Here is a 16,401-nt window from a genome sequence, read left to right as displayed (position 1 = left end):
ATCGTATGAGGTTTTCTCCCACCACTCTGACGCTAGTGTCAATGCGAGAGGTTTAGGGACTACTCTTGCATACCTACCTGCTCGGTTTACTATTTGCCTTCTTGTGAATATCGTTAATACTCGGTCGAAGACTCTAAGATCGTAGCCGGCAACATCTTCAGCAATGAACTTTGCCTCTTCTCCCGCTGATCCCTCAGCTGTACCAAACACATCAAACAACGAGCAGGCGGATAACACTTCTTTTTCTGCATCAGTTATAACGCTATCACCTTCGATTAGTTTTTTTACGACTGAGCTTCTTTCAATTGAACCAAGCAATCGGCCTTGTTCCTGATACTGTTCAGCGATAAGGGTAGCCATCAGCGGGTAGCCCTGGGCAAATCGAGCCACGCGATCAACATCACTTGAATTCAATCCGACCAATATTGGGGATAGGATCTGCTTAATGGCCTCATCCTTAAGAGGAGAAAGTATTATGTGTATAGAGTCGTCCACCTGCTCGTTGGAGTAACCAACAGTAACAAGTTTGAGCAAGCAATCTGCTGCATTGACTTCCTTCGCAAGATGGTTGTGTAAATCTACACTGCAATTTTCAATTACTACGAGGCCATCAGCACGATCCTCAACCATTGACCTGATAGTTTCTTTTATTCTTGTGTCGTAACCAGGGGCATTAAAGATAAGCGTACAGGAATCATCTATCGATTCAGATGCATCAATTGCCTCCAGTAACAGGCGTGTTTTACCTAAACCGGATGCCCCTGTTAGCCTTACTACAGAGCTCCCTAACCCGAACGCAGAAATCAATGACTCCAGGTCTTTCGTTCTATTTTCGTCCCTCGCATAATGGTAGCTATGGTTTCTTTCAATCCTTCTCCAGTCTTCAAGGTCGCGTGAGGCCAGATTTTTATACTTTGCTACTGTGTTTTTTTTTAAAACAAAACCTTTAAAGACAAGATATGAAGATGAGTTAACACTTTCTGGCTTCACAATTGTACGGTGATCAACGTCATTAATTGTTTCAATTGCGTGCTCTCTGAAAATACTTTTAGAGCTAGAGGATGAGACGATGTCGTCATTGGCGGAAATGATGCTCATTATATCCAGTTTGTTATTTAAACCGCTATGCACCCACTGTTCATTTAAGTCATCGAGTTCACTTGAGTCGCGTGTCAGACTCTTTAGATGGCGATTTCTAAAGCTCACGTGCTTTCCAGCATTTGCATAACCTGAGCCATCGTGCGGGACATCAAAGAAACAAACTTTGAAGATTTTGTGAGGGGTCTGCTTGTTTTCTAATAATAAAAGGACTTTTTTTACAATAATTCCACCTAGGCTGTGGCCGGCCAAAATTATCTCGTCATTCTCTATATCACAGCGAACTCTAATGTCTGTGAGAACCCCATTTGCGATATTCAGGATGCTTGGAGCCCGCTTCCAAAATTTCCATAGGGCTGGAGATTCATATCCACAGGAGACAATATCAAAGTTTATATCCTTATCTGCTTCTAAAAAATTAGGGAATTCACCCCAGGTACCATCGGCTGTGCCACCTAATCCATGAACTAGTATTATTTTTTTTGCCATTTTAAAATCCAAATTTATGAGATTTTAGAACTCGACCAACCTGTCAGGCTGTGATCCAGTCCGATGTAGTTCAAATATGGACGAAGAAACCCTAGTCATAAAGCGTGTCTGAAATCTGCAGTTGGAAGCGTTGTTTATTGGTGTCGCGAACGAGTGAAGCGTTTGACTCGAGCCTATTGTTAGAGAGCTCAGCCGAACAGCTGAAATGATGGCGGCGTTGTGCATTACCGGCGGAGTACATTGCAGGTTAGTTTTGACCCTAAAAGTTACTTGAGCTGTGCACATTTTCTGAAGGCAACTCCTTTGCTGGCCGCAAGTAATGCCGGGTGAGTTCGATTAGCAACACCGTAGTGATGCTGTCTGTCTTCTAACTCGCTGCTGAAGGCCAGTATTGTCCTCGCGCTTAGCAACGAAAAGGCGACATGTGGGGTAATGCTCCGCGCCACTCTTGTCACATACCGTCCCTGATTCACCTGTAATCTCTCGATTCTATTGCGTCGATCACTCAAGCCGTGACATAGGGCTAGAGGAAAATGCGACAACTGTAGGATTGAGATTACGAGGTCGCCTGCGACGTGTCTATGGCCGGTGCTGGCGTAGGCATCATCACTTATCGAGTGGCTTCTTCTGGCCCGTTTTCAGCCGGTCGCAACAGGCAGAAATCGGCCAGATGCTGCCGGTCGACACCGAAGCTGTTCGCGGTTTAAATGGCCGTCTCTTCGTTCTCAGGTGTGCTCCAAAATGACTGACGTCTTCCAGGGCAGCTGCCTTTGCGGCGCCGTCAAATACGAAATCCGGTCACGACCAAAAGCGCTTTCTCACTGCCATTGCAGCCAATGCCGCAAAAGCCATGGAGCCGCATTCGCCAGCTATGGCAGTGTATTGCGCGGCGATCTGCACCTCATCCAAGGCGCCGATGGCATCAAGTCGTACAGATCCTCTGAATCAGTATTGCGCCAGTTCTGCGCCCAGTGCGGCTCTTCGCTGTTCTGGTCAAGAAACCAAGGTGAATACTCCAATTGGATCTCGATAGCGCTGGGCACCCTGGACACTACATTCACCTCGGATAAGCAGAAACACATCGAGGTGGCGTCCAAGGCTCCATGGTATGAAATTCAGGATCATTGGCCGCAATTCCAGTGAGCTCTGAAAGCCGAAAGCAGGCATCCGACTTCAATGTGCTGGATTGGCACAACAAGGAATGCTCGCTCATGAAATTTGGCTACATGATCATCTACGTCCCGGACGTTGCTGCCTCACTTCAGTTCTTTTCATCAGCCTTCGGGCTCAACATTCGATTCCTCCATGAATCCGCCACCTATGGCGAACTCGAAACAGGAGAAACTGCACTGGCATTCGCCGCCAATGAACTGGCCGCAATGAACTTCAGTACCGGCCATGTTTCGGCACACTCGCCCCCAAATCGCTAGGCATCGAAGTCGGACTAGTGACTGAGGACGTTCCAGCGGCTCATGCCAGAGCGCTGCAAGCGGGCGCTACTGAAATGTCCGCCCCAAGCACCAAGCCCTGGGGGCAAACCATTTCCTACGTTCGATGCCCTGACGGGACGCTGGTGGAACTCTGCACACCGGTGATGCATAAATCAGGTGTTACCCATGACTGAGGCAGAGATTCTGTCTTGGCTTTTTTCCAATGATTGGCCTAAGGCTGAGGAACTGGCCAGCTACGCAATAAGTCATCACGGATATGTGGGGGATGATGGCTACTACGGAATGAGATTTCGTTCCGATCTCGATGAGTTTGAGCGGACGGTTGAAGGTGCGTTCATCCCTGAAGGATTTTTCGAAATAATGTACTGGGACGGTGACCACAAAGAAATTCGCATTCCCGAAAGCAACTACATCTTCGGCTTAAAAAAGCACCTTTTGAAACTGGGCTATTGGGGTCTGGCTACCGGTTTCCGACTGGCTGCTCTTGGACATCGAGTGATCGGCGGCGAGGTGATAGAAACCTCCAACGCAGAACCTTTGTGCAATCCTGGCAGGATAGGGCGTGAACGCTTCATGGCGATGTTGTACAGCTCCTGCATAGCGGTAGGATTTATCCCCGGTAGCGATAAATCCCTAGATCCCTTCAGTCAATCTGCTCGAACCGCCGCCGCTTCATGAACAACCCCATCCCCATCGCCACGGCAAAAGCCGACAGCAACCCCAGATCAAACCCCAACAAGCGGCTCTGACCTGCCACAACGCAGCCAACCGCACCCGCCGCCACCAACACCACTCCCAGCCACTTACGCAGCAGATACGGTTTGAGGAATTGATCGAGCAGAAAGGACACCACCAAGGCAATGACCAATTGAGTAATGTCGGACATGTACGTCTCCAGTCAGGTCTTGATGATCAATGTCGAGAGGGTGCGTTGCGGGCCGATACCGCCGTTGACCTGTGCCTCGATGCTGACCAGTACATCGCCCGCATGGTAGGTGGGTAGGATTTCATTGACATACCTGCGCACACCGGCCCCTACAGGTATCGCCACGTAAGAAGGGGCCACAGCCTTGGCGGCGGCAGCGAAAGCAGTGGTGGCAAGGTTGGCGATCGTGGTGCGCTGGGCATTGAGGGCATCGCCCTGTTGCCGGGTCAGCGGCTTGGAGATGCCGATCATCATCACGCACGGCAGGCTCTTGGCCTGCATCTTGTCGTACACCTCGACGACCTTGCTGTTGACCTCATAGTGGGCGCTTTTCGCCTCGCCAAAATGCAGCTCGCGCAGGCGTCCGCGTTCGCTGTCGGTGAGGGTGATCTGCGAGACGTTGAAGACGATCCCGTGAGTGCCCTTGTATTGGAAAGTCCCTTCGAACTTCATCGCACGCATCCTTTCGAGGCAAAGAGGGCGATTCTCTACAAGGAGCGCATTGGATTCAAATCATTCCACCTTGCTGGCAAGGTGTGTTGGCCGGGCGCTTACATAGAAACCTTCGGCCCGAAACTGATCAGCCTCCAACACACATAGATCAGCTCTCGGAGGAACTGATCGCGTCTTGACTGGCTTCAGCAGCCAGCTTCAATCGGTCAGCTTTACTGATGTATTTAGGCTTGCTCCGCGGTGCCAATTTGGCACTGGCCTTTTTGGCGTGAGCCTTTAATAACTGATTTATTTTTTTACGACGATTCATGTTTTTCTACTCGATTTGCAAGTTCTCGAATGATACCAGCGCCTTGTCAGGCGCCCCTTTGTTTTTTACGAACCCGGCCCACGCACTGGGGTCGAAACAAGTGATGACCTCGCCTGTTTCATTCAAGGGCGAAGCCAGTAGCTCACACCACTTTAGGGTGCGCCGGATAACTTCAGCAGGCTCGGATTCTGCCGGCGGGCAGGGGCTGACTGCTGCTCACATCCAATGCTCCCGTATTGGAGAACAAAAATGACTCAGTCAATGCGGTTCTTCCTATCGATCGTCCTTGCGACAGTCTCACTGGCATCGGCCAGCTTGCTGAACACTGCCGGTGCGGCAACCGCCGAGGACCTGGATGTCGACTCTCGGCAAGCGTTGCAAACGCTCTACAAGGCCAGGCCAGTTGCCGAAACCATTTCGCACGACGCCAAAGCGATTCTTGTCTTCCCGAAAATCATCAAGGCGGGACTTGTGTTTGGCGGCAGTTATGGCGAAGGCGTCATGTTGAAGGACAAGAAAGTAGAGAATTATTACAACACCGTAAGCGGGTCCTGGGGGCTGCAGGCAGGCGCCCAATCGTATGGCTATGTGGTTTTCCTGATGAACGAGAAAGCGGTGGACTATTTACGTAAAACCAAGGGGTGGGAAATCGGCGTAGGCCCCACTGTTGTTGTGGTTGATGAAGGGGTGGCGAAAAATCTGTCCAGTACGACGCTGAAGGACGATGCCTATGCGTTCATTTTCGACCAGCAGGGGTTAATGGCCGGGATCAGCATCGAAGGCACCAAAATTTCCCTGATCAAGCGCTAAAACCGGTCGTTTGGCGCAGGGATGCGCCAGTCCATAAAAGTGCTGGCAGTGCAGCCAATCAGCCGCCTAGAGCAGTGCACGCTTTCGATCAAGACTTTCACCAAAGCCACGGATCATCTCCAGCAACGCCTTCACCCGCAGCGGCAGATTCCCGGCCGGGTACACCGCGTGCATCTGCGGGCTCTCACCGCCGCTGGAGGTGAGTTTGTATTCGGGGCAGACCCGGAGCAGGCGCCCCGCTTGCACTTCGGGCTCCGCCAGCCAGTCCGCCAGGCGGGCGATCCCGACACCCGCCAGGGCCGCCTGGAACACCGCCAGACCGGAGCTGAAACGAAACTTTGGCTGCACCCGAAAGCTGATGGCCTGCACCTCACTGCGAAAATTCCACTCCTTGAGAATCCGCGGCGCCGTGTGCAGGATCAGCGAGTGCGCCTCCAGCGCCTCGATGGAGTCGGGCATCCCGCGCCTCTCCAGATAGCCGGGGCTGGCATACAGGTAACGTGAATAACTCCAGAGTGGAAAGCCGATCAGGTCACTGGATTGCGCAAATGCGCCGCGAATCGAGAAGTCCAGCTTGTTCTTGGCCGGGTCGATGGTCTCATCGGTGAAAATCACATCGACGTTCACGTCCGGATAACGCTCGCAGTACTGCGCGATCAACCGGGGCAATACCCCGTGTCCTAGAAGCTCGGGGGCGGAAAAGCGGATCCAGCCGCAGGCCAGGCCGCTGAGACCGGCCAGGTCTTCATCCGCCTCACGTTGCAGATCCAGCATTTTGTCAGCGTGGGGCATCAAGCGTTCACCCGCCTCGGTCAAGCTCACGGCATTGGACGAGCGATTGAACAACTTGACCCCGACACTTTCTTCCAGCGCTTGAACGGCACGGGTCAGCGCGCTGGGGGAGCGCCCCAGAGCACGTGCCGCCGCGATGAAGCTGCGCTTGCGAGCCACCGTCGCGAAGGCTTCAAGTTCCCCCAACATATCCAATGCCACTGGCCACCTCATTGCACTTTTCACAACGTAACATTGCAACACAAAAAAGGCCCTTCCGTTAACCTTCCCTTTCAACCCACAAGGATGTAGGCAAACAGGAGCGCAAGGACGTGTCGAAGCTGGATGAAATAGTCGGGAAATCCGCAGCCGGTATCGGTGAAGAAGTTCGTGGATGGCTGGGGGAAAAATCAGCGACTTCAACCCGACAGGAGATACCGCACATTCATGTGTCGTTCGAAGAACAGCGCACACTTCAAGCCGGCCTGGCATCGCTGGCCGTGACCGACAGCGCCTCGGGTATCCGTCACATGCCGGCCTTGGGGCAATTGCTGGAACGCACCCTGTGCGCCGAGAAAATCCGGCAGCTGCGCAACTTTCCTCAGGCCCCAGACGTGGCGATGATCGTCAGGGGGCTGCCGCTGGACCCGCAACTGCCCGCCACGCCCTACGACATGGAGCCGGGTATCGAGAACCTGTCGGTTCTGGCCGGGGCTATCCTGTCCGTGCTGCAAACCCTGCAAACCCATCCGCTGGCGTACGAAGGTGAAAGCGACGACTCGGTGTTCCGCCATGTATCGCCCAAGCACAAGCGAGAGACCGAAAAGAGCTCCTATGGCTCGCGCGCGGATCTGGACATGCATGTCGACAACCCTCACCTGCCCCTGACCTGCGAACCCGTTTCGCAGTTGTCGGCCTGCCCGGAGTACCTGTCCCTGACCGGCCTGCGCTGCGAGCTCGACGTACCGACGCGCATCGTCGCCATTGACGACGTGCTGGCCATGCTGCCGGCCTGCGTCGAAGAAGAATTGTCACGACCGCACTTCAACGTTCGCCGACCGGCCTCCTTCGGCAAACAAGGGAATGTGCTGGAAAACGTTCCCCTGCTGTACAGAAGCGCCACCGGTAACCTGTATTGCCGCTACAACAAGGCAAGTGTCGAAGCGACCTGCGCCAACGCGCAGTCTGCCCTGCAACTGTTCGCCGCCGCCGCCAATCATCCCGATGTCGTGCACCACATACTGCTGCAACCGGGGGACATGCTGATCTTCAAGAACCAGCAAACCCTGCATGCCCGGGACGGTTTTACCCCCCGCTACGACGGTCGCGACCGTTGGATGCTACGCGTCTTCGGGGTCAACGACCCGGCACGCATGGTGCCGCTGGACCCACAACAACCCTTCATCGTCAGAGCCTGATTTCATGGTCGATATTGTCATCCTTTGCGTGTTCGCCTTCTCCGCCGGCCTGATCGATGCGGCGGTGGGCGGCGGCGGACTGATCCAGATACCCGCGCTGTTCAACGTGCTGCCCACCGCACAACCAGCGGCGCTGCTCGGTACCAACAAGGTTGCGGCAGCCTGCGGCACCGCCTTCGCGGCCCGGTCCTTCGTGCGCAAGGTGGTGATCAACTGGAGTCTGGTGATTCCCGCCGCCTGTGCCGCCTTTGTCATGTCCTTCTTCGGCGCGGCCACGGTGTCGTCCATACCCCAGTCGGTGATCCGGCCGGCGGTGCTGGTGTTGATCGTGCTGATGGCGATCTACACCTTCTGGAAAAAGGACTTCGGCGCCCTGCACAAGCCCATGCACATCGGTACCAGAGAGAAACTGCTGGCGATCGTCATCGGCGGTGCCATCGGTTTCTACGACGGGCTGTTCGGTCCGGGCACCGGCAGCTTCCTGATCTTCCTGTTTATCCGCTGCTTCGCCTTCGACTTCCTTCATGCCTCGGCGTCGGCCAAGTTGGTGAACATCGCGACGAACGTAGCGGCGCTGGTATTTTTCATTCCGACGGGTAATGTGCTCTACCTGATCGCCATCCCCATGGCGGCATTCAACATCCTGGGCGCGCTGACCGGCACCTGGCTGGCGGTTCATAAAGGCGTGCCCTTTGTCCGGGCGCTGTTTCTGGTATTGCTGGTGATCCTGATCAGCAAACTGTCCTACGACCTGTTCCTGTAAACCTGAGGAAAATTCCATGCAGCCCATGTTCGATCGCCTGGTAGCGCTACTCGATGCCCGCGCAGCCTCCTACCGGGTGTTGATGCACGATGCCGAGGGCCAATCGGCGCGGGTCGCCGAAATCCGTGGCACCGAGCCCGGCCAGGGTGCGAAGGCCATGCTCTGCTCGCTCAAGGGTCAGGCCGAACCCTATGCCCTGGTGATATTGCCGGGGGACCAGAAACTCGACATGAAGAAGGTCGGAGCGGCCCTGGGCGGGAAAAAAGCCGAACTGGTGAAGGCCGAAACCGCCATGGAACTGACCGGGTGCCGGATCGGCGCCATCCCACCTTTCGTCTTCGATGAGCGGATTCAATTGATCGTCGACCCCGCCCTGACCACTGGTTACAGCGAAATCGCCTTCAACGCCGGTCGGCTGGATGCGTCGATGGTGCTCGATACGCAGGATTATCTGGCGATTGCCAAGCCTCGGTTGCTGGATATCAGCCAGGCCTGAGCATACCGCTGCTGCAACCATTGCTGGCATCGATAGTCACCATCACGCCAATGAAGTTCTCATAAAAAATCCTCGGCGTAACATCCGCTCCATACCCAACCAATAACACCCCGGAGCACACCATCATGAAACGCCAAATCATCCTCAGCATCGCTTTCTCGGTTTTTGCAGTTAACGCTTTTGCCGCTTCCTCTGCCCACCCGGTTGTCGCTGAAGGCGGCTCGGATCGCCTGATCGAAAACCGCGTTGCTGAAGGTGGTTCGGATCGTCTGATCGAGAACCGTGTTGCTGAAGGTGGTTCGGATCGTCTGATCGAGAATCGCGTGGCTGAAGGCGGTTCGGATCGTCTGATCGAGAATCGCGTGGCTGAAGGCGGTTCGGATCGTCTGATCGAGAACCGCGTCGCTGAAGGTGGCTCGGATCGTCTGATCGAGAATCGCGTGGCTGAAGGCGGTTCGGATCGTCTGATCGAGAATCGCGTCGCATGAGTGAGTGGCTTTACCGCAATACTCGACCAAAGAACCCGGCCTCATCAGCCGGGTTTTTTCATGCCATTTTTTAGTGCCGGCTCGCCTGAAGTGGCATCGACTGCGGGCTCGAAGTATTGGCGCCTCACCAACTGCAAGCGTTCGTCTTGGCATTAACAGCACAAGACTGTCCGGGATCGGCAACTCGGCATTGTCTCTATGGCACGACCGTCCGTAACCCCGCCCCAGTGGCCTCTCACCCTTCGCTATTCTTAACCACACGCCGCAGGCTCTGCCGAACGCAGGGCTTGCCGCAATATCGCCAGGAGTAAGGATCCGGGTAAGGAGCGCGCCACTTCAAACAGAGTATCGAATGATGAAAATGCTACTGATGGTCGAGTTTCCCCATGAGCCTTTCAACGCGTTCGTCAGGTCAGGGAAGGTCGGCGAAATCATGAACCGCATCCTGGATACCATTAAGCCCGAGGCGGCTTACTTCACTGAACACGACGGCATGCGAAGCGGGATTTTTCTGATCGACATCGTGGATCCTTCCGAAATCCCCGGCTACGCGGAACCCTTCTTTCTCAACTTCCAGGCCAACTGCAAATTCCGTGTGGTCATGAGCCCGCAGGAGCTTCAAAACGCCGGTCTGGATGTGCTCGGAAAAGCGTGGGCGTGAGATGCGATGATGGGTGAGAAACCTGTGGCGAGGGAGCTTGCTCCCGCTTGACCGGGCTGGCGCTCCAGTGCGTAGCACTCACAAAAATCGGCGAGGGTTGTCAGATTTTTGGGGCCGCGACGCAGCCCAACGCGAGCAAGCTCGCTCGCCACAGGGGTAGGATTATTGCGGCTGAAAGGTCTGAAGGTAGGCCAGCAGGTTTTCGATCTTTTCCGGGTCGCTGAGGCCCCAGAAAATCATGCGGGTTCCGGGGACCACTGCTTTGGGCGCTTCGATGTACGCGGTGAGGGTTTCGCGGGTCCAGACGACGCCTGATGATTTCATCGCGTCAGAGTACTGGTAGTCCGTCGTGCTTGCCGCCGGGCGCCCGAAAATGGCATTGAGCTGCGGGCCGAAAGAACCCCGCGCCGAACTCCCGACTTGATGGCAACCGCCGCAGATTCGCTTGAACAGCTTCTCACCTGCCTCAGCATCCCCCGCCGCTTCCGCTTGCTGGCTGAATACCCCCATAGTGAGCATCAAGGCGAAGGTCAGTACCGCGGCGTTTTTCATATTCGGCTCCAAATCAGGTGTGCGGACAGCAAAAGCGGGCGGCTATTTCATCATGGCTGGCACCTATACCGAAGCCTTGAGGCTAATCTATAACTCTTTGTCCCTTTAACGCCGCTGCAGGAGGACCCGAATGAAACCCGTCGAACCCTTTTTCCGGGACGCAGGCGTAGGCCCGGGCGTGGTCTGTTTTCACGCCAATGCGAGTCACTCGGTGCAGTGGCGCGGGCTGCAAGATCTGCTGGCCGCAAAGTTTCGCGTACTGGCGCTCGATTCGTTTGGCGCCGGCAAGAGCCCGGCGTGGCCCACCGATCGAGTCGTCACCCTCAGTGAGGAAGCGCTCTTCGCCGAACCGGTGCTCGCCCGCGCGGGTGAACCGCTGATTCTGGTGGGTCATTCCTATGGTGCGGCGGTGGCGTTGATCGCGGCGGTGCAGAACCCGGAGCGGGTGCGCGCCATGGTTTTGTATGAACCCACCCTGTTTGCCGTGCTCGACGCCCAAACGCCTCCGCCCAATGAAGCGGACGCCATCCGGGAAGTTGTTGCCGCCGCCGGGCGGGCGGCTGAGGCGGGTAACCTGGACGCGGCGGCCCGGCACTTCATTGACTACTGGATGGGCGACGGGGCCTGGGCGCAAACCCCGGAATCACGCAAACCCTCCATCGCCGCGGCGGTGGCCAATGTGCAGGGCTGGGCTCACGCGTTGTTGAGCGAACCAACGCCATTGCAGGCGTTCCGTTCGCTCGACCTGCCGGTGCTTTTCATGGTCGGCAAGGACTCGCCAGCCTCGTCACGGGCCGTGGCGCGGCTGCTGACCGCCGTTCTCCCGAACGTAGAAGTGGTGGAACTCGAGGGGCTCGGTCATATGGGGCCGATTACCCATCCTGAGATCGTCAATCAGGTCATCGTGCAATTTATTGAGCGCAATTGATTTGAGCTCACGCTCTATACTGGCTTCCCGTGATGATAACCAGAGCGCAGACGATGCCTGTCATACCTGATCAAAGCCCTCCAGTCATTTTGGTCGCGGCTCAACCCGCCGACCTGGACAATCTTGTGGCCATTCGAATCGAGGCCATGCGCGAAAGTCTTGAACGGATTGGGCGATTTGATCCGGTACGTGCGCGTGAGCGTTTTCTCAACGGTTTTGATTGCCGCAACACGCGTCACATTGAGCTGGCCGGTGAGCGGATCGGTTTTATTGTGGTCAGGCATGACCAGGAAGAACTGCTGCTAGACCACTTGTATGTACGGCCGAATGCCCAGGGCTCAGGTGTAGGCTCTGCTGTGCTCAAGCAGATTTTCAAAGAAGCGGACGCCGCCGCGCTCCCGATCAGGGTGGGCGCGCTCAAAGAGAGCGCGTCGAATCGGTTTTACATCCGCCACGGCTTCCAATTCGTCGAAAGCGGTGAGTTCGACAACTACTATGTCCGTCCGAGCGCTACGCCTTGACGCAGGTTTTACACAGCCTCGACGCGGAGCGGATCTCGCTCAACCCACACTCGCTTGAAACTTCTTCCGGTAAGCCGTCGGAAGCAGGCCCACTCGTTGTCGAAAAAGCCTGCGAAACGAGTTGCCATCTTCGTAGCCCACTTTGTACGTGATGCTATCCAGGGTCATTCGTGTGGACTCGAGCAACTGCTTTGCCCTCTCCAGACGCAGCGTTTGCAGATAGGTCAGCGGCGTGTAACCGGTGGCTTCCTTGAAACGCCTTTTGAAATTCCTGACACCGAATCCGAATCGCTCGGCCATGTCGTTGATCAGTAACGGCTGATGGAAATGATCCTCCAGCCACTCTTGAACCCGCAGGATGTCGCCATCCCCATGGTGCTTGGGCAGTGACCACATGACGTAGGCTGATTGCTCGCTGCGCACGTTATCGACCAGCAAGTATTTGCCGCACTTCTGCGCCAGCTCCAGTGAAGCGAACCGGCGGATGAGGTGCAGCAACAGGTCCATGGCGGCCGTCGCGCCGCCGCAGGTGATCACGCGATTGTCCTCGCAGAGGATCTGCGCGTCCTCCAGACAACCCCCTGAATACCTGCGACGAAAAAGATCGGCAAAGGCCCAGTGCGTGGTGGCACGAACGCCGTCCAGCATTCCCGCTTCGGCCAGCATGAAGGCCGCCGTACACATTGAAGCCACCACGGCACCCTGGGCGTGCTGTTGACGCAGCCACGGCCCATAACCGGGAAATGCCGGCAAAGCGTCCTTCAGTGTGAATAGAAACCCCGGGATCACCACCAGGTCGGTTCGGGAGATGTCGGCGATGGATCGGTCCACGCGCAGCGTTTGCCCTCCCCACGCGGCGACATCGTCGCCATTCAGTGAGGCGGCAACCACATCAAACGGCGCACTGGCGGTGTCAGCGAACAGGTTGGCGGCACTGAGTACTTCCAGCGCCAGAGTGGCGCTGGCGGCGGAACATTGATCAGCCAGTAGCAGGGTGACGTGCATGAATGATCCTGATTGCGCTTTTCGCATGAAAAAAGTCATTTGTGCACCTACCTTATCCGATTTCTCCCCCCTAAAGTGCACCGGTCATTCAACCCACGGCATCCTTATGAATCTCTGGTTTCGACTTTTTCTCATGCTGTTCCGTCGTCCGTGGCGCAAGCCGGTTGACGCCTTGGCCACCACCGTCATCCGCATGCGCGTCTGGCCGCTCGACCTTGACCTCAACCGGCATGTCACCAATGGCCGCTACTTCACCCTGGCCGACGTAGGCCGCATGGATTTCGTGCTGCGCAGCGGCGCCTTTCGAGTAGCCTTGCGCAACAAGGCCGTGCCAATCGTTGGTGATACCTGGGGTAAGTTTCGGCGTGAGCTGAAGTTGTTCGAATCATTCGAGATTCATACCCGAATGCTCGGCTGGGACGATAAGTGGAGCTTTATGGAACACCGTTTCGTGAGTAAAGGACGGGTGATTGGCGTTGTCGTGATGCGAGGTCTGTTCCGCGCGGCCAAAGGCACGGTTGCACCTGCCGAGTTCGTCCGGGAACTGGGATTGGCCGAACAGCCACCCGAGATGTCGACGTGGCTGACGGCCTGGTCGCAAAGTTGCGACGACATGAGCCGTCAGCTGCGAGGGGAAGAAGCTAGTTGCTCAACCGCCCTGCTGTCATCGATGAAGGAACAGCAATAACGTCCGCCTGAACCATCTCGGGCTTTTCCTCTGCGCCCTCCCCATTAAGCGCCCTGTTCATCTTTACCGTGTCCAGCGCGCCGACCCATTTGGCAATGGCCATGGTGCCGACTCCGTTGCCGATGGTGTTGGTGATCGCCCGCGCTTCCGACATGAACCGGTCAACGCCCAACAGCAGCACCATGCCCGCCACCGGAATGGTGCCCAGAGAAGACAGCGTCGCCGCCAGGATGATGAATCCCGAACCGGTCACCCCCGCCGAGCCTTTGGAGGTGAACATCAGCACCGCCAGCACGATCAACTGGTCCGTGAGGGTCAGCGGCGTGTTGGTGGCCTGGGCGATGAAGATCGCGGCGATGGTGTAGTAGATCGCCTGGCCATCCGGGTTGAAGGTCAAGCCCGAGGGAATGATCATCCCGGCGACGGGTTTGGACACACCGGCCTTTTCCATCTTGGAAATCATCTGCGGCAGCACCGACTCCGAAGAGCTGGTACCCAGTACGGTGAACAGTTCTTCCTTGATGAACTTCAAGAACTTCCACAGGCTGAAACCGCTGTATCGGCAGATCGGCCCGAGCACGAAGATCACGAACACCGCGCAGGTCAGGTACACGCACGCCATCAGTTTGCCGAGGGAAAACAGCGAACCGAAACCGTACTTGCCGATGGTGAAGGCAATCGCCCCAAAGGCGCCGATGGGGGCCAGGCGCATGACCATGTTGACGATGCGAAACATCCCTTGCATCAGACTGTCCAGCGTGTCGACGAACACTTTTGCGCGCGGCCCGACATGCGCCAGGGCCACGCCCAGCAGAATGGAGAACAGCAAGATTTGCAGGACGTTGCCCTTGGCGAATGCATCCACGATGGTGTCGGGGATGATGTTCATCACAAAGTCCATGAACGACGCATGCTTCACCGCCGTGGTGTAGGTGGCCAGGCTGGAGGTATCCAGCGAAGCGACATCGATGTTCATGCCCGCGCCGGGTTTGAACACATCGACCACCACCAGGCCGACCACCAGCGCCAGGGTGGAGACCACTTCGAAATAGATCAGCGCGCGAAAGCCGACACGCCCCAGCTCTTTCATGTTTTCCATGCGGGCAATGCCCGTCACCACCGTGAGGAAGATCACCGGGGCAAGGAGCATTTTGATCAGTTTGATGAACGCATCGCCCAAGGGTTTGAGCGCCGTTCCGGTTTCGGGAATGAACACCCCGACGATGGCGCCGAGGATGACCGCGATGAGCACTTGTACGTAGAGTTTGCCAAATATTCTTTTCATGACAGGGCCCTGATTTTTTATTGTTGTCAGGAAATGCCAAGGGTCGGATTCAGCGATCTGCCCCTTGGCGTTGTGCCGCAGTACTACTTTGAATCGGGGGAAAATATCAGCGATTGATCAGCGCGATGACCGCATCGGTGATCTGCCGGGTGGTGGCTGTACCGCCGAGATCCGGGGTGTGCAAACCACTTTCAGTGACGGCTTCGATGGCCGACATCAGCTGTTTCGCCGCGGCCGCTTCGCCCAAGTGTTCGAGCATCATCGCTGCCGTCCAGAACGTCGCGATCGGGTTGGCCACGCCTTTGCCGGTGATGTCGAAGGCCGAGCCGTGGATCGGTTCGAACATCGAGGGGAATTTGCGTGACGGGTTGAGGTTGGCGGTCGGCGCGATGCCCAGGCTGCCGGACAACGCGGCGGCCAGATCGGACAGGATGTCGGCGTGCAGGTTGGTGGCGACGATCACGTCCAGCGTCGACGGTTTGAGCACCATGCGCGTGGTCACGGCGTCGACCAGTTCCTTGTCGATTTTCACGTCCGGAAAATCCTTGGCCACTTCGTAGAAGATCTCGTCCCACAACACCATGCCGTGACGCTGGGCATTGGATTTGGTGACCATGGTCAGGTGCTTGCGCGGGCGGCTGCGCGCCAGTTCGAAAGCGAAACGGTGAATGCGCTCGACCCCGGCACGGGTGAACACCGACACTTCGGTGGCGACTTCTTCCGGCAGGCCCCGGTGAACGCGCCCGCCGTTACCGGAGTATTCGCCCTCGGAGTTTTCACGCACCACCACCCAGTCGATCTGATCACCGTTGTGCAGCGGGCTTTTCACCCCGGGCAGCACGCGGGCCGGACGCACGTTGGCGTACTGGTCGAAGCCCTGGCAGATCGGCAGGCGCAGGCCCCACAGGGAAATGTGATCCGGTACGTTGAGCGCGCCGACCGCACCAAAGAAAATCGCATCGAAGGTTTTCAGTTCTTCCAGGCCACCTTCCGGGATGTAGTAGCCGTTTTTCAGGTAGTTATCGGAGTTCCAGTCGAAGTGTTTGAAGGCCAGGTCGAAACCGGATTTTTTCGACAAGGCTTGCAGCACCTCGACGCCCGCAGCGATCACTTCCACGCCGATACCATCACCTGGAACCGCAGCAATTTTGTATGCGCTCATCATCAACTCCACTCTCGTTTCGTTCTTGTTGTGCCTGTCGAACGGGGGTGTTCAATCAGGGTGTGACCGGAGTATATGTAGTGAGCAAATAAGCGTGAGTTACCCAAAATAACTACATAGATGAATT

20 protein-coding genes and 1 pseudogene are annotated in these 16,401 nt (G+C 56.3%); 12 read left to right on the top strand and 9 right to left on the bottom strand.

Features of this window, described 5'->3' with window-relative positions; translation table 11 throughout:
• Window positions 1–1,587, bottom strand: a 1,587-nt coding sequence (locus HCU66_RS23830) for an esterase/lipase family protein (protein WP_241015646.1), incomplete at its 3' end; no start/stop codon positions are given.
• A 741-nt stretch (window positions 1,588–2,328) separates the two neighbouring features.
• Here HCU66_RS23830 and HCU66_RS23825 point away from each other — a divergent pair.
• The 3 genes and pseudogenes from HCU66_RS23825 to HCU66_RS23815 all read left to right on the top strand — a co-directional run bounded on the left by HCU66_RS23825 (window position 2,329) and on the right by HCU66_RS23815 (window position 3,716).
• Window positions 2,329–2,730, top strand: coding sequence for a GFA family protein (locus HCU66_RS23825; protein ID WP_205890868.1), 402 nt, complete (start codon window positions 2,329–2,331; stop codon window positions 2,728–2,730).
• 68 nt (window positions 2,731–2,798) lie between these two features.
• Window positions 2,799–3,211 (top strand): annotated as a pseudogene (locus HCU66_RS23820) (VOC family protein).
• Window positions 3,204–3,716, top strand: a complete 513-nt coding sequence (locus HCU66_RS23815) for a hypothetical protein (RefSeq protein WP_205890867.1) — start codon at window positions 3,204–3,206, stop codon at window positions 3,714–3,716. The pseudogene HCU66_RS23820 and the gene HCU66_RS23815 overlap by 8 nt, the downstream one beginning before the upstream one ends.
• Here the strand turns inward: HCU66_RS23815 and HCU66_RS23810 are convergent.
• From HCU66_RS23810 to HCU66_RS23800, 3 genes are all read right to left on the bottom strand, one after another.
• Window positions 3,682–3,924, bottom strand: a complete 243-nt coding sequence (locus tag HCU66_RS23810; RefSeq protein ID WP_205890866.1) for a hypothetical protein — start codon at window positions 3,922–3,924, stop codon at window positions 3,682–3,684. The genes HCU66_RS23815 and HCU66_RS23810 overlap by 35 nt on opposite strands.
• Before the next feature lie 12 nt (window positions 3,925–3,936).
• Window positions 3,937–4,416 (bottom strand): hypothetical protein, encoded by a 480-nt coding sequence (locus HCU66_RS23805; protein ID WP_205890865.1) that lies wholly within the window; start codon window positions 4,414–4,416, stop codon window positions 3,937–3,939.
• A 148-nt stretch (window positions 4,417–4,564) separates the two neighbouring features.
• Entirely contained in the window at window positions 4,565–4,726 is a 162-nt protein-coding gene (locus HCU66_RS23800; protein WP_205890864.1) for a DUF2986 domain-containing protein, read from the bottom strand.
• 249 nt (window positions 4,727–4,975) lie between these two features.
• On the opposite strand from HCU66_RS23800, the gene HCU66_RS23795 reads away from it, so the two are divergent.
• Window positions 4,976–5,536 (top strand): lipid-binding SYLF domain-containing protein, encoded by a 561-nt coding sequence (locus HCU66_RS23795; RefSeq protein ID WP_205890863.1) that lies wholly within the window; start codon window positions 4,976–4,978, stop codon window positions 5,534–5,536.
• Window positions 5,537–5,602: 66 nt separating this feature from the next.
• Here HCU66_RS23795 and HCU66_RS23790 read toward each other — a convergent pair whose 3' ends face one another.
• Window positions 5,603–6,529, bottom strand: coding sequence for a LysR substrate-binding domain-containing protein (locus HCU66_RS23790; RefSeq protein WP_205890862.1), 927 nt, complete (start codon window positions 6,527–6,529; stop codon window positions 5,603–5,605).
• A gap of 110 nt (window positions 6,530–6,639) precedes the next feature.
• Here HCU66_RS23790 and HCU66_RS23785 point away from each other — a divergent pair, with 110 nt between their 5' ends.
• From HCU66_RS23785 to HCU66_RS23765, 5 genes are all read left to right on the top strand, one after another.
• Window positions 6,640–7,725 (top strand): TauD/TfdA family dioxygenase, encoded by a 1,086-nt coding sequence (locus HCU66_RS23785; RefSeq protein ID WP_205890861.1) that lies wholly within the window; start codon window positions 6,640–6,642, stop codon window positions 7,723–7,725.
• Window positions 7,726–7,729: 4 nt separating this feature from the next.
• Window positions 7,730–8,488, top strand: a complete 759-nt coding sequence (locus tag HCU66_RS23780) for a sulfite exporter TauE/SafE family protein (RefSeq protein ID WP_205890860.1) — start codon at window positions 7,730–7,732, stop codon at window positions 8,486–8,488.
• Window positions 8,489–8,504: 16 nt separating this feature from the next.
• Window positions 8,505–8,984: a YbaK/prolyl-tRNA synthetase associated domain-containing protein gene (locus HCU66_RS23775; protein ID WP_205890859.1), complete on the top strand. Its 480-nt coding sequence runs from the start codon at window positions 8,505–8,507 to the stop codon at window positions 8,982–8,984.
• A gap of 125 nt (window positions 8,985–9,109) precedes the next feature.
• Window positions 9,110–9,472, top strand: a complete 363-nt coding sequence (locus HCU66_RS23770) for a hypothetical protein (protein ID WP_205890858.1) — start codon at window positions 9,110–9,112, stop codon at window positions 9,470–9,472.
• A gap of 355 nt (window positions 9,473–9,827) precedes the next feature.
• On the top strand, window positions 9,828–10,133 hold the full coding sequence (locus HCU66_RS23765; protein WP_205890857.1) for a panthothenate synthetase: 306 nt from the start codon (window positions 9,828–9,830) through the stop codon (window positions 10,131–10,133).
• Between the two features lie 162 nt (window positions 10,134–10,295).
• On the opposite strand, the gene HCU66_RS23760 is transcribed toward HCU66_RS23765, so the two are convergent.
• Complete coding sequence (locus HCU66_RS23760; protein ID WP_205890856.1) at window positions 10,296–10,685, bottom strand: c-type cytochrome; 390 nt, start codon at window positions 10,683–10,685, stop codon at window positions 10,296–10,298.
• A 130-nt stretch (window positions 10,686–10,815) separates the two neighbouring features.
• Between HCU66_RS23760 and HCU66_RS23755 the strand changes: the two genes are divergently transcribed.
• Complete coding sequence (locus HCU66_RS23755; RefSeq protein ID WP_205890855.1) at window positions 10,816–11,613, top strand: alpha/beta fold hydrolase; 798 nt, start codon at window positions 10,816–10,818, stop codon at window positions 11,611–11,613.
• 53 nt (window positions 11,614–11,666) lie between these two features.
• Entirely contained in the window at window positions 11,667–12,134 is a 468-nt protein-coding gene (locus HCU66_RS23750; protein ID WP_205890854.1) for a GNAT family N-acetyltransferase, read from the top strand.
• 39 nt (window positions 12,135–12,173) lie between these two features.
• Here HCU66_RS23750 and HCU66_RS23745 read toward each other — a convergent pair whose 3' ends face one another.
• Complete coding sequence (locus HCU66_RS23745) at window positions 12,174–13,139, bottom strand: GlxA family transcriptional regulator (protein WP_205890853.1); 966 nt, start codon at window positions 13,137–13,139, stop codon at window positions 12,174–12,176.
• A 106-nt stretch (window positions 13,140–13,245) separates the two neighbouring features.
• Between HCU66_RS23745 and HCU66_RS23740 the strand changes: the two genes are divergently transcribed.
• Window positions 13,246–13,827, top strand: a complete 582-nt coding sequence (locus tag HCU66_RS23740) for a thioesterase family protein (protein ID WP_205890869.1) — start codon at window positions 13,246–13,248, stop codon at window positions 13,825–13,827.
• Here the strand turns inward: HCU66_RS23740 and HCU66_RS23735 are convergent.
• The gene (locus HCU66_RS23735) at window positions 13,781–15,112 is read right to left on the bottom strand and encodes a dicarboxylate/amino acid:cation symporter (protein ID WP_205890852.1); all 1,332 of its coding nucleotides are present in this window, start codon (window positions 15,110–15,112) and stop codon (window positions 13,781–13,783) included. The two genes, HCU66_RS23740 and HCU66_RS23735, sit on opposite strands and share 47 nt — an antisense overlap.
• Before the next feature lie 106 nt (window positions 15,113–15,218).
• A complete protein-coding gene (locus HCU66_RS23730) occupies window positions 15,219–16,274 on the bottom strand; it encodes a tartrate dehydrogenase (protein WP_205890851.1) in 1,056 nt (351 codons plus the stop codon).
• Window positions 16,275–16,401: the final 127 nt, after the last annotated feature.

It is taken from the genome of Pseudomonas frederiksbergensis (genome assembly GCF_017114915.1).
Classification (GTDB): domain Bacteria; phylum Pseudomonadota; class Gammaproteobacteria; order Pseudomonadales; family Pseudomonadaceae; genus Aquipseudomonas; species Aquipseudomonas frederiksbergensis_I.
The sequence above is the reverse complement of the archived record's forward strand: the minus strand, read 5'-3'. Positions and strand labels throughout refer to the sequence as shown.